Raw genomic sequence first — 12,364 nt, forward strand, 5'->3', positions numbered from 1 at the left:
CGTCCGCCCCGTGGCGTACGATGGATTTCATTCTTCTATGGGCCAGGAAGCCGTTCCACTGGAGGAGCTCATCGCGCGCGCGCGGGCCGGAGATCAGGCGGCGATGCGGCAGCTGTTCACGTGGTCCGCGCCGCTCCTCGAGGACTGGGCGTCCCGTAGGCTGAGGAGGAAGCAGCCGGATATCACGCGCCCGTCCGACCTCGTGCAGGAAGCGTCGGACAGGGCCTCTCGCGGCATCTCCTCCTTCAGGGGGACGACGACGGCCGAGTGGCTTTCCTGGCTGGAGAGCATCGTGGAGACCTGCGCTATCCAGTCCTTCCGCGCGGCCGCCCGCAAGAAGCGGGACAGGACCGGCGAGGTGCCGCTCGACGAGGAGAAGCACCTCGTGCCCCAGCTGAGCCCCAGCCAGGCCGCCGCGGACGAGGAGCAGTGGCGGCAGGTGTTCGGTCGCATCTTCGAGCTCCCGGAGGAGCAGAAGACGGCGATCTGGCTGTGTTACCTCAAAGGTCTTCGCGTCTCCGACGCGGCTCGATGCATGGAGAAGTCCGATGCGGCGATCCGCGGCCTCTTGCACCGAGGCATCGAGGCGCTCCAGGAGCGCGTGACCGGCGCTGCGGAGCCTGCCTCTGCGGCGCATGGCGCCCGTCGGGCGGCTCAGCTGGCGGAGGACGCCAGGGCGGCGTTGCTCTCGTACCTGCGACGGCGTGAAGCCGGAGAGCGCGTCGACGCCGGCGCGTTCATCGCCGAGCACGCCTCGTGCGCCTCGGAGCTTCGACCCATGCTCGAGTGGGTCGAACGGATCGAGGCGCAGCGGCTGGCGCGCCTCGGGGAGCTCGGGGAAGAGGGAAGCGAGGAGCGTTGATGCTGGCGCCCGGCGTGAGGATCGACGGCTACGAGGTGGTGAGCATCCTGGCCATCGGGGCGATCTGTCATGTCTACGAGGCGCGCGCCGGCCAGGGTCCTTGGCCGGTTGCGGTGAAGGTCCTGCACGAGGCGTTGTGCGCCGATGAGGAGCTCGCGACCCGGTTCCGGAACGAGGCGAGCGTCCTCCGGAGCATCCAGCACCCGCACGTGGTCCGCCTGTTCGCGTCGGGGACCCTGCCGTCAGGGGCGCCTTATATGATCCTGGAGCGGCTGCCCACCCACCTCGCGCGCGCGCTCGCCGACGCGGACGGCGCCCTGCCGCCGAGGACCGCGGCGCGCCTCGCGTCCCAGATCGCGAGCGCGCTCCTCGCCTTGCACGGCCGGGGGATCGTCCACCGCGATCTGAAGCCGGCGAACGTGCTGCTCGACGCACACGATCTCGGCGCCGCCCAGGTCCGGCTCGCCGATCTGGGCCTCGCCAAGGTGCGGTCGGAAGCGCGGGGTGAGCCGATCGCCGCCGGCCACGTCTCGACCGGTGGGAGCGCGCTGCTCGGGACCTGGGACTACATGGCGCCCGAGCAGTGGATCAAGTCCAAGGCCGCCGGCGCGGCGGCGGACGTGTACTCCCTCGGTGTGCTCCTGTTCCAGATGCTGTGCGGCCGTCTGCCGTTCGTCGCGGACGAGCCGAAGGACCTGATGGCGCTCCACCTGTTCGAGCGCCCGCCGCTGGGCGGGCTCGACGAGCGGACCCCGCCGGCGCTGCGCGAGCTCGTCGGCCGGATGCTGAACAAGGTCCCGTCGACGAGGCCGGCCATGCAGGAGGTGCTCGGCCAGCTCGACGGCCTGCGGTAGCCGAGGGGAGGGCTCGTCGAGAAATCGACAGGGCCCGCGATCGATTTCCTCCGGAGCGGCGTCTTCCCCCGGTGGGAGCGACCGAGCAGCCGGCGGCCGCCCCGGCGTGCCGTTCCCCCCGCGCTCCTGCGGAGCCGTTCCTGGAGGTCCATCCCGTGGCAGACGTGCAGAAATATTTCGTGCAGTTCGACGAGGCCATCCGGTTCGATAGGGACCATGAGAAGCAGATCCTCGCGGAGAAGCGTGAGCGCATCCTCCGCAGGCTGAGCGAGGGCATCAAGCGGCAGCGCGTGGAGGGCGTGAAGATCCCGTCCTACGAGCCCTTCAACCAGGGCAGCTACGCGATGAACATCGGGGTGAAGCCCGTCGATGGCGACTTCGATCTCGATGTTGGTTTGCGCTTCGACCTGTCGAAGGACGAGTACCCGGATCCCGTGGTCGTCAAGACATGGGTCCACGATGCGGTCAAGTCACACACCAACAAAGTCGAAGTCCGCCGTACGTGCGTGACCGTCTTCTACCAGGAGGGTGGGGAAGACGTCTACCACGTCGACCTCGCGATCTACTCGAGCGGTAAGAGGAATTCCGACGGAAAGGACTACATCGCCAAGGGCAAGCCCGGATCGCGCCGGGAGGAGCGCTTCTGGGAGCCGTCCGACCCGCAGGAGCTCCAGCGTCTCCTCACCGCCGCGCACTCCGGTGAGGATGCGCAGCAGTTCCGCCGTGTGATCCGCGCCCTCAAGCGCTGGAAGGACCTCCGCCTCTCCAGAAGCCACGGCAGAAAATCCACGAAGGGGATCGCCTTGACGGTCGCGGCGTTGCACTGGTTCAGGCCGTGCAAGCGGCAAGCCGCATCCGCGAGCGATACGAAGTACGACGACCTCGGGGCGCTGAGCAATCTGGTAAGCACGATGCTGAGCCGGTTCATGCCTGTCTGGAGCGCGGAGGAACTGCGGTCTGTTTCACGCCTTCGGATCGAGAACCCCGTGGCGCGGAATTACGATTTGTGTTCGAACATGTCGACCGCAAGCATGCTCGGGTTCAAGGAGACCCTCGAGAAGCTCGATGCCGCGCTGAAGAGGGCCCAGAACGCCGTGGAGCTGCGCGCTGCTTGCAAGGAGCTCGGGGAGCAGCTCGGCGACGATTTCCCGCTTCCCGAGGGCAAGTAGCGCAGTTGGTGAGGAGCGAGCTACCATGGCGAACAACGAACTCCAGATCCTGATCGCAGTCGACCTCTATCCTGTTGTCTCCGTCGCCGAGCTCTGCGACACGCTCCCGCACGAGCGCGAGGACCGCCGCACGCTTCTCCTGACGAAGTTTGGCGCTCCCCGGCTCGCGCCTCCCCCTGACGCCTCGCCGATCGACTGGCCGGCCATCGGGCGCGCCGTCGAGAAGCTCGTGGCGGAGGTCCAGGCGATCCGCGCGGACAAGTCCGCCGTGCTGTTCATCGGCGGCCGTGGCCCGCTCGCCGTCTTCGTCCACCTGGGCTACCTGCTCTCCAAGTTCGGTGGCAGGCAGGTGGTGCTCAACCAGCCACCCGGCGGGGGCCCTTGGGAGCACTTCCCCATGGAGGCGGTAGCCGGCGAGCGGCCACCCCTGCTCGACCTCTTGGTCGGCTTGCCCGCCGAGGAGGTGCCGAGCTCGGGGCGCGTCGGCATCTACGTCGACACCGCCGGCAGGGACACGTGCACGGACGTCTTCCGCGACTTCATCAAGGAGGAGGGCGACCACGTGGCCGGCGTCGTCAAGCTCCGCTCTTCGACCCAGCTTCGCCTCACGCCGGAGGACGCGCCGGCGCTCGTCCTGCAGCTCGCGCAGTTCTTCTCGCAAGCTCCCACGCGCTACCCGGACCGCTCGGGCCTCTCGCTCTTCGTCGGTGGCCCGGCGCAGGTCGCCTTCGCGGTCGGGCGCGCCATCAACCCGACGGTGGTCGGGGTCGGCACGGACATCTGGCTCACCGAGTACCGCGCTCCGCGCTACGAGCGGGTCTACTCGCTCCCGTTCAACCCGAGGACCGAGCCCGAGATCCCGCGCGGCGCGGAGGACGTGAACGCGCGCCGGGACGTGCTCGACGCGATGGTCGCAGCGATCGACGAGCTGAAGCGACACATGAGAGCCGAGCACCTGCCCGCCGACGTGCTGTCGGCGAACGATCGTAAGAAGTTCATCGACCGCCTCGTCCGCCTGGAGCGATCGACGGATGCGAAGAATGGCGGCGCGTTCAGGCTGCGCGTGATCGAGGGGCACTATGCGCTGGGCGAGGGGATCGCCGAAGCGCTCCGCAGGAGCACCGTGCCTCAGCAGCAAGGCTTCGCGAAGCTGCTCATCATGCACGAGCTCCTCCACGACTGGCAGGCTCTCCGGAGCACGAACTACTCCGCCGTCGGTGGCGCCGGCTTCGTGCTCGAGCAGGTCGACTATGCGGCGGACGCGTTCGCGGTGCGGGCGCTGATGAAGATGGAGCTCGACAGGGGCGGCGACGCGGCTCGCGACGAGGTGCGCGCTCGTCTCGAGCGCTGGCTGGAGTGGGTGCTCCACGGCATCTCGGCGTTCGACATCATGGCACAGGGTGCGATAAAGATGGCCCGGCTTGACGAGCGCCGCCTCCGTCGATACCTCATGTGGCATCTTCAGCTCGCGCGCGCGGCGACGATCCGGGAGCCGGCGCACGTCGATGAGATGCTACGTCCGCCGCTGACCGTCGAGCTCGCACCGCTGGCAGGTCAGCTCGATACCGAGCGCTACGAGAAGGTCGTCAAGCGAGCGCTGCCCGATACCGAGCTATTTTGCGCCATCGGCGGGCACCTGGTCAGGCAAGCCCGGCGTCCAGGATTCGAACCCGGCGCTCTCGTCGACGCCGTGAAGAGCTATGCGCGTGACCCGATTCAGCAGGCCATGGTGTTTCTGGTTGACGAGTACAGGGGCAAGCTCGCTCCATGGAGTACGTGAGACGTCGTTGGCGCGAGCGGCGCGCAACCATGAAGCACGCAGAAGGGAGATCCGATGCCTGAGCATCTGCTCGTCGTTTCTCTGGCGCCCGCGCACGAGAGCCTGCAAGAGTTCATTTCCCGGGCGCGGCGCTGTCACGACCTGTGGTTTTGCTCCTGGTGGATCGCCGCGCTCAGCAAGGCCGTGGCGCGTGGCATCGCCGAGGCCATCGGAACCGGTGGCCACGAGGCCCTGCTGTTCCCTGCGCCAGCGTCGGTCGAGGAGCTCGCGCCCGCGTCGAGTCTCACGGTGGCCAACAAGGTGCTCGCGCTCGTGTCCGCGGACCGGGATCCGGTCGAGCTGGCGCGCTCGGGTGTCCGCGCGTTCGAGCAGGCGCGCGATCGATGGACCGCCGAGATCTTCGGGCGGGTGGGTCGAGACGACCGAACAGGGCGGGACGACCCGGGGCGCCTGGAGAACTTCCACGAGCGCGCCGCGCGCGCCCAGGTCGCGGAGCTGTTCGAGACGAGCTGGGTCGCCGTGCCGCTCGGTGGCGGGTTCCCCGCTGCCCGCGCCGAGGCCGAGCGCATGCTCGCGGCGCGCAAGCGGACGCGCACGTTCCATCAGCCCTCATGGGCCAGGGACGGCGTGCCGAAGTCCTCGCTCGACGGTCTTCGCGATGCGGTGCTGGACGAGCGCATCTACGAGAAGCCGGTCACCGGCCGAGCGCGCCCTGCCGCACTCGCCTCCGAGGAGCGGCGCCGCTTCTACGACGTGCACGGCAGCGAGCGGCTCTGCGGCGTGGGTCTGCTGAAGCGCTTCGGGCGGCGCGTGATCGACGAGGCCGAGCGCATCCCCAGCACCAACCACCTCTCGACCCTGCCCTTTCTGCGCGGGCTCGATCGCGACCAGATACGCCATGAGGCCGTCCGCCGGGCATGGCGCGACTACCGTGCGGCGCTGGAGGAGGCCGGGGTGCTCGGCGAGTTCCAGGACGCTCCGCCGCTGCTCCGCTCCGCCTTGCTGGGCAAGATCGACGGTGGCGTGCTGTACCCGGGCCGCGTGCGCGAGGCGCTCGACGATGGTGGCGCGAGCGAGGCGACGAGGCGCGTTGTGGAGGAGAGGCGCTGCGCGCTGCTGAAGGCCACCGGACGCGGCGAGCCCAGCGCTTACTATGGCATCCTCGTCGCGGACGGCGACTCGATGGGTGATCTCATCGCGAACCTCGAGACGCCCGGCGAGCAGCGAAGGCTTTCGACGACGCTCGCGCGCTTCGCGCGGGAGCGGGTACCCGCGATCGTGCAAGAGGGCGAGGGCGCGCTCCTCTACGCCGGCGGCGACGACGTGCTGGCGCTCTTGCCGCTGCACACGGCCCTGACCACGGCGGTGCGCCTGGCGCAGGCGTTCCGGGAGGAGCTCGCATGCTGGGCCACGTCCGAGCGCGCCCCCTCCTTGTCGGCCGGGCTTGCGGTGGTCCACGCGTGGAGCCCGCTCGAGGAGGGGCTCGTCGCGGCGCGCGAGGCGGAGGCGCGCGCCAAGGCGAGGCGCGCCAGCCCGACCGACAAGAAGAACGCGCTCGCGATCGCGGTCCACAAGCGCTCTGGAGCGCCCTTGACGGTGTGTGATCGCTGGGACGTGCTGGCGCCGCGGCTGCAGCGCGCCGTCGACCTGCAAGTCAAAGATGCGCTGCCAGGCACCATGATCGAGGAGCTCGCGGCGCTGGAGCGGCTGGCCGCGGGGCTCCGCGGCGACGCGCTGGACGAGGCGCGCGCCGTGCAGCGCGCGGAGGCGCGGCGGATCCTCGGGCGCAAGGACATCGACCGCGCGGTCCTGGAAGAGCTCGGGCGCAGGATCGAGGAGCGGGAGCTCGACGGCCCCACGCTGGGCCGCGAGGTGGCGGTGGCGCGGGTCTTCGCGCAGGCGGCGAAGGAGGCGAAGGGATGAGCGTGTGGACGATCGAGCCGCGCGACCCGCTGGTGGTGCGCGACGGGCGGCCGAACCAGGGGCGCAGCGAGAGCGCGGCGCGCGCGTTCCCGCTTCCTTCGACGGTGGCGGGCGCGGTGCGGACGCGGCTGGGGCTCGGGGCCGATGGCGTGTTTGCGCGGACGAGCGCGGACGAGCTCGCGGCGCTCCGTGCGGTGGCCGTGCGCGGTCCGTGGCTGGTCGAGCCCGACGCGGGGACGTTCTATGCGCCGAGCCCCGCGGACCTCGTGGTCGTCGCGGGCGAGGAGCGCCGGACGATCACCGCGCTCTCGCCCGCACCGTTCGCCGCGTCGGGCCTGGTGGACGAGGGGATGCCCGGTGATCTCCTCCCCGTCTGGGCGTATGGCCGTGCGCACGAGGAGAAGGAGAAGGCCAAAGATCCGCCGGCGTTCCTCCGCTGGGATGCCTTCGCCCGGTGGCTCGTCCGGCCGGGGCGGCGCGCGGGCGAGGAGGCGGACAGCACCCTTCACGACGCCATCGACGCGCTGCCGCGCGAGAGTCGGCTGCACGTCCAGGTGGGTGAGCACGCGACGGCCGAGGAGGGGATGCTGTTCGAGACCGAGGGGCTGCGCTTCGTGCACCCGGGGACGCGGGCGCCGCTCGCGCTCGCCGTCGAGGTGGATGACGCGGCGGCAGCGAAGGTGGGCTCGTTGCGTGAGGGGCTGGCGCCGATGGGGGCGAAGCGCCGGCTGGTGCGCTGGGCCAGGGCGAATCGCGCCTTGCCAGGAGTCCCCGACGCCGTGCTGAAGGGAGCGAGCCTGGAAGGCACCCGGTGTCGGATCCGGGTGGTGCTCCTCACGCCTGCCGTCTTCGAGGAAGGCTGGCGTCCTCGCATGTCGCCGGGAACGCCGCTCGGGCCGGCCGAGGGCGTGACGCATGTGCGGCTCGTCGCGGCGTGCGTGGGGCGGCCGCTCGTCTTCTCCGGGTGGGATTTCGCGAAGCAGCAACCCAAGCGGACGCGGCGCGCGGCGCCGGCGGGGAGCGTGTACTGGCTGGATCTCTCGGGGCCTCCCGCAGCGCGGCGTGCGTGGGTGCAGCGGGCCTGGGCGCAGGCGACGAGCGACGCGGAGGAGGACCGCCGCGACGGGTTCGGGGTCGCGGCGATCGGCAACGTGGTGGAGGAGGGAGGCGCGGCATGAGGAGAGGGCCAGGACGATCACCGTCAGCGGTGCCGACGGAGCGAACGACGCCCGGGATGATCGACGAGGTGCGCACCTACGAGTTCCTCACACCGGTCTTCGGGGGCGGCGTGAAGGTGGATGGGCAGCACAAGCGCGCCGACCCGGTGACGCCGGTCCGCGCGGCGTCGATCCGCGGCCAGCTCCGGTTCTGGTGGAGGGCGTGCAATCCACGCGGTTGCCGGACGCCCGAGGAGCTGCGCGCCAAGGAGGACGCGGTGTTCGGCTCGACGGCCGAGCCGAGCCGGCTTTCGGTGGAGGTCGTCGCGCAGCCCGCGACCTATGCACCGATGGAGGTGCTGGCCGGCAAATTCGATGCGGTGCGGGGGATGGAAGAGATCGCGTATGGGGCTTTCCCATTGCGTGCGGACGCCAGATCCGGAGCAGGAGATGCACACGGTGTGCTGCACTCGTACTCGGGTCCCTGGCAGGTGCGCCTCCGCTATCCCAGCGACGTCCAAAGCGACATGGCGGCGGCGCTCTGGGCGTTCGCCCACCTCGGCGGGTTGGGTGGACGCACGAGGCGTGGATTCGGCGCTGTCGTGGAGGTTCGGCCTGGCTTCCCACCGCAGACCTCGCTCGACGCAGAGTGGGCGTCCCACGTTCGCGGGCTCAAGGTGGCGTGGCCGCACCTGCCCTCATGGCCGGAAGCCGCGCGAAGGCTCGTCGTCCGGCGCGAGGCAGGCTGGCAGAGCGGCCTGGCAGCCCAGAAGTTCCTGCTCGGCAAGCTGCGCGAGCTGCGGCAGGGCACCGTGGGTCGCAAGAACGGGGGGACCAAGAGGGCGGGGCGCTCCTTCTGGCCTGAGCCTGACGAGATTCGCCGGCTGACCGGTCGCGCTCATTCGAATCACAAGCCCGAGCATCCAGTGAACGCGTTTCCGCGGGCCGCGTTCGGCTTGCCCATCATCTTTCATTTCAAGGACGAGAAGGGCGGCGAGCCAGCGCAAACGATGCTGGTCCCACGCGGCTACAACCGATGGGGCTCGCCGCTCGTCCTCCGGCCGCACCGGGGGTCCGAGGGAATTGAAGCGATCGCCCTCCTGCTCGAACCGCGTGTCCCGGACGAGATCGAGCTACGCGGAAAGCGAGAGCGTGACCGCTGGCAGGTGAAACGCGGGCTGTCCTTCGACGGTGCCCGCAAGACGTCCCCGATGGGTGCCAAGGCCGTTGACCCTCTCGACCGATTCCTGGAGTTCTTCAATGAGTGAATCCATCAAGCTCCTGTTGATCAAGGCGCTCTCGCCGGTCCACTGCGGCACGGGGCAGTCGGTCGGCGGCATCGATCTGCCCATCGCGCGCGAGAAGCCGACCGGCATTCCGCTCATTCCGGGCTCGACGCTGAAAGGCGTGCTCCGCAGCGGTCCGAACACGGACGAGGGGCTGCACAGGGCGGTGTTCGGGCCTGACACCGCGAACGCCGGCGAGCACGCGGGCAGCGTGCAGCTCGCGGACGCGACGCTGCTGTTCCTGCCGGTGCGGAGCGCGCGCGGGACGTTCGCCTGGGTGACGTCGCCCTACATCCTGCGGCGCTTCGGTCGGGATGTGCGGGAGGCGGGGTGCAGCGAGCTTTCGCCTCCCGCGCTCAAGCCGGACGAGGGCAAGGCGATCGTGACGGGCGGCGCGCTCCGGATCGCCGATCTCGGGGACAAGGTCGTGCTCGAGGACTACGATCTCGAGTCCGCCGCCAGCAAGGAGCTCGAGCGCTTCGCCGGGGTGCTAGCGAAGGTGCTCTGGGGGGCAGGCGATGATGCCGCGGACGAACGAGGCCATTTCGCCGCGCGCGTGTGCGTGGTGCACGATGACGTCATGGCGCTCCTCCTGGAGACGTGCCTCGAGATCACGACGCGAGTCCGCCTCGACGCGGACAAGAAGACGGTCGTGAAGGGCGCGTTGTGGACCGAGGAGGCGCTGCCGGTCGAGACGATCCTCGCGGGGCTCGTGCTGGCCACGCCGGTGAAGCAGCCGAAACCCCTGCGCGACGGGGGCCCGGACCGGTACGAAGCCAAGGCGCTGCTCGGCTATGTGCAGGGCCTCGCAGCAGGCGGTGTGGTGCAGCTCGGCGGCAAGGCGACGGTGGGGCGAGGGCTCTGCCGCATGACGATCGTGGGGTGAGGCATGCCGTCTTTGGATCAACAGCGCGCGCTCCTCGCTCACAAGCACGTCACCGAGGTCAAGCAATGGCCGGACGAGAAGCTTCGCAAGAAGTACGGTGGTATGGTCCACCGGCTGCCGGCGCTGATGCGCTCGGCGGGGCTGAGCCAGGCGCTGCACTTCGTGTCGTCGCGCAAGGCGGTTGAACAGAAGCGCGTTCTCGACCATCTCGCGGCACAGCTCGGGCGCATCGACGCACGAATCACGAGCGGCGAGGCGCTGTTGGAGCTCGTTCGCGGGGCGCCGCTGCCGAAGTACCTCGTGCTGACGCGCGAGGCGCTCGCCTGTGTGGACTGGTACCGGCGGCTCGTGCAGGGCGAGCTCGGCATCGAGGCGGGGGAGCAGGACGATGACCGCGATTGATGGACGCCGGCGTGACTTGAAGAAGATCCGGCGTCTCCACGTGCAGCACGCGGGGCTCTTGCTGGACAAGATGCTCGTCTGGCCCGAGGTGCTGGACGATCGGGCTGGCCAAGAGGCGGCGGACAAGGAGGCGCTCCGCGCTTTGCTGGAAGCGGCGGAGTCGATCAAGGTGCCTGAGGGCTATCCGCGCGCGTTTGCGCGGCGGAGGGCGCTGCTCGAGCAGCTCGCCGGGAACGTCGAGCGCGGGGTGACGCAGGTGCGGCACGCGACGGCGGAGGGCCGGCTCGTTGTGAACCTCGGCGCGGCCGCGGCGCGGGAGACGAACATCGCGCTGCTCCACACGTGGGGCGTGCCGTACCTCCCCGGCAGCGCGCTCAAGGGCCTGGCCAGCGCCGCGGCTCACGCAGCTGGTGTGGCCGCCTGGCAGAAGGCGGACGCCAGGAAGGAGACGCCTCAAGGCGAAGACCATCGCTCGCTGTTCGGCGATACGGACGAGAGCGGTTGTGTCGTGTTCCACGACGCATGGTGGTGTCCCAGAGGGGACCAGCTGCCGCTCGATCTGGATACGATGACCGTACACCACAGGGGCTATTATGGGGACGGCGCGAGCCCGCCTGCCGATCACGACGAGCCGAACCCCGTGGCGTTCTTGACGGCGAAGGGGGCGTTCCTGATCGCGTTGACCGGGCCCGAGGAGTGGGTCGAGGCAGCGTTCGAGTGGCTCGACGTGGGGTTGAAGCACGATGGGATCGGCGCGAAGACGGCGGCGGGCTACGGGCGCATGCGCCTCGAGAAATCACCGCGGCAGCGCGAGAGAGAGGAGCGAGAGGCGGCCGAGCGCGAGCGGCGCGAGGAGGAGAGAAGGCGGGTCGGCGCGAGGCGCCGCCGGCTGGGCGATCTGGTCGCGGCGTTCAGGGGCAAGTCGACTGCGCGGCAGGTGTTCGAGGAGATCCAGCAGATCTCGGCGGAGGAATCGCTCCACGACGACGTGAGGGGAGCGTTGCGGGCGCTTTATGAGAAGGAAAGGGAGTGCTGGCGCGACTGGTTGAAGCGCGACGCGAGCCCCGAGCAGGTGGAGTTTGCGGAACGGTTTCAGATGAGACCCATCGAGCCCTCGCAGAAGCCAATGGTCTCGGTGGGGGCGGCCCCTGCGCCGCGGCGGGCAGGGGCGTGGGAGAGAGGGCTCGCCTGGATCGCTCGCGACCAGAAGAACCGATCGACGCTGCACTTCGTCGGCGCAGCCGGGCGAAAGCCGGAGGAGCGCAACCGGAAGGACGTGAAGATCGAGGAGAGAGACCTCGAAGAGGCGCTGTGCGCGGCGGCGCCGGGCGCGCCGGTCGAGGTCGAGGGGGAGCGCGACGGCAGGAAGATCGTCGGCATCCGCCGGCCGATCCGGGGGGATTGAGCGCTCGGCCCGGCGGCGGGAGCGAGGCGCGCTGCGGGGCGGGTGCACCCGCGACGGACGTCGAGGCGTCGCGGGCCCGCGAGGCGGGCCCCGGCCCGTCGGTCTTCAGCTCGCCGCCGGGTCCGCGAGCCAGGCGGTGAGCGCTTCTGCGGAGCGCTCCAGCCGGACATCGTCGAGGCGATCCAGGCCGAGGCGGTCGAACCGCGAGGCCAGCACGGAGCGCTCCGCGTCGGCTAGCGGCCGGCCGAGCGTCTTCTCGAACTGCCTCGCCAGCTCCTGGAGTTGCCCCTCCCTGATGCTTTCCTGGAGCATCTCCTGGCGGACCCCATCCCGGATCGATTGCTTGAGCTGCTCGAACCACTGCTGCGCTTCCGTCATGTTTTCCTTCTGTTCTCCGCCTTGCGGCGCCCGCGCCGAGCGCTCGCGACCGGAGCACTCGGAGTGCAATCGCGCACAGTGTTCTTGCCGAAGGCACCGAACGTGCCGCGCATCGGTGCGGTGGCGAGGATGGGATTTGTCGGGCGTCTCGGCAAGCCGATCGCGGCGCTCATCGTGCTGTTTTTGCGAAGCGAGCGAGAGGGGCGCCGCGTATGGGGAGGAGCAGGAGCGGCAGTATTACGTCTGCCGCATCGATGTCGTG

Annotated in this window: 11 protein-coding genes; 10 read left to right on the top strand and 1 reads right to left on the bottom strand. The window is 69.9% G+C overall.

Features of this window, described 5'->3' with window-relative positions:
• Nucleotides 1–10 precede the first annotated feature (10 nt).
• The 10 genes from WMF27_RS01470 to cmr6 all read left to right on the top strand — a co-directional run bounded on the left by WMF27_RS01470 (nucleotide 11) and on the right by cmr6 (nucleotide 11,724).
• A complete protein-coding gene (locus tag WMF27_RS01470; protein WP_437762046.1) occupies nucleotides 11–862 on the top strand; it encodes a sigma-70 family RNA polymerase sigma factor in 852 nt (283 codons plus the stop codon).
• Complete coding sequence (locus WMF27_RS01475; RefSeq protein ID WP_437762045.1) at nucleotides 862–1,716, top strand: serine/threonine-protein kinase; 855 nt, start codon at nucleotides 862–864, stop codon at nucleotides 1,714–1,716. Before WMF27_RS01470 ends, WMF27_RS01475 begins: the two co-directional genes overlap by 1 nt.
• Nucleotides 1,717–1,871: 155 nt before the next feature.
• Nucleotides 1,872–2,885, top strand: coding sequence for a cyclic GMP-AMP synthase DncV-like nucleotidyltransferase (locus tag WMF27_RS01480; protein ID WP_437762044.1), 1,014 nt, complete (start codon nucleotides 1,872–1,874; stop codon nucleotides 2,883–2,885).
• Nucleotides 2,886–2,910: 25 nt separating this feature from the next.
• Nucleotides 2,911–4,665 (top strand): hypothetical protein, encoded by a 1,755-nt coding sequence (locus tag WMF27_RS01485; protein WP_437762043.1) that lies wholly within the window; start codon nucleotides 2,911–2,913, stop codon nucleotides 4,663–4,665.
• 54 nt (nucleotides 4,666–4,719) lie between these two features.
• Nucleotides 4,720–6,588 (top strand): type III-B CRISPR-associated protein Cas10/Cmr2, encoded by a 1,869-nt coding sequence (gene cas10 / locus WMF27_RS01490; RefSeq protein ID WP_437762042.1) that lies wholly within the window; start codon nucleotides 4,720–4,722, stop codon nucleotides 6,586–6,588.
• On the top strand, nucleotides 6,585–7,766 hold the full coding sequence (locus WMF27_RS01495) for a type III-B CRISPR module-associated Cmr3 family protein (RefSeq protein WP_437762041.1): 1,182 nt from the start codon (nucleotides 6,585–6,587) through the stop codon (nucleotides 7,764–7,766). The genes cas10 and WMF27_RS01495 overlap by 4 nt, the downstream gene beginning before the upstream one ends.
• A 56-nt stretch (nucleotides 7,767–7,822) precedes the next feature.
• The gene (cmr1, locus tag WMF27_RS01500; protein ID WP_437762040.1) at nucleotides 7,823–9,013 is read left to right on the top strand and encodes a type III-B CRISPR module RAMP protein Cmr1; all 1,191 of its coding nucleotides are present in this window, start codon (nucleotides 7,823–7,825) and stop codon (nucleotides 9,011–9,013) included.
• On the top strand, nucleotides 9,006–9,917 hold the full coding sequence (cmr4, locus tag WMF27_RS01505; RefSeq protein ID WP_437762039.1) for a type III-B CRISPR module RAMP protein Cmr4: 912 nt from the start codon (nucleotides 9,006–9,008) through the stop codon (nucleotides 9,915–9,917). The genes cmr1 and cmr4 overlap by 8 nt, the downstream gene beginning before the upstream one ends.
• Before the next feature lie 3 nt (nucleotides 9,918–9,920).
• Nucleotides 9,921–10,319, top strand: coding sequence for a type III-B CRISPR module-associated protein Cmr5 (cmr5, locus tag WMF27_RS01510; RefSeq protein ID WP_437762038.1), 399 nt, complete (start codon nucleotides 9,921–9,923; stop codon nucleotides 10,317–10,319).
• Complete coding sequence (gene cmr6 / locus WMF27_RS01515; RefSeq protein WP_437943730.1) at nucleotides 10,243–11,724, top strand: type III-B CRISPR module RAMP protein Cmr6; 1,482 nt, start codon at nucleotides 10,243–10,245, stop codon at nucleotides 11,722–11,724. The genes cmr5 and cmr6 overlap by 77 nt, the downstream gene beginning before the upstream one ends.
• Nucleotides 11,725–11,829: 105 nt before the next feature.
• Here the strand turns inward: cmr6 and WMF27_RS01520 are convergent, their stop codons facing one another.
• On the bottom strand, nucleotides 11,830–12,102 hold the full coding sequence (locus WMF27_RS01520) for a hypothetical protein (protein ID WP_437762036.1): 273 nt from the start codon (nucleotides 12,100–12,102) through the stop codon (nucleotides 11,830–11,832).
• Nucleotides 12,103–12,364: the final 262 nt, after the last annotated feature.

Origin of the sequence: Sorangium sp. So ce281, from assembly GCF_051527395.1 — a bacterium.
Lineage (GTDB): Bacteria > Myxococcota_A > Polyangia > Polyangiales > Polyangiaceae > Sorangium > Sorangium cellulosum_B.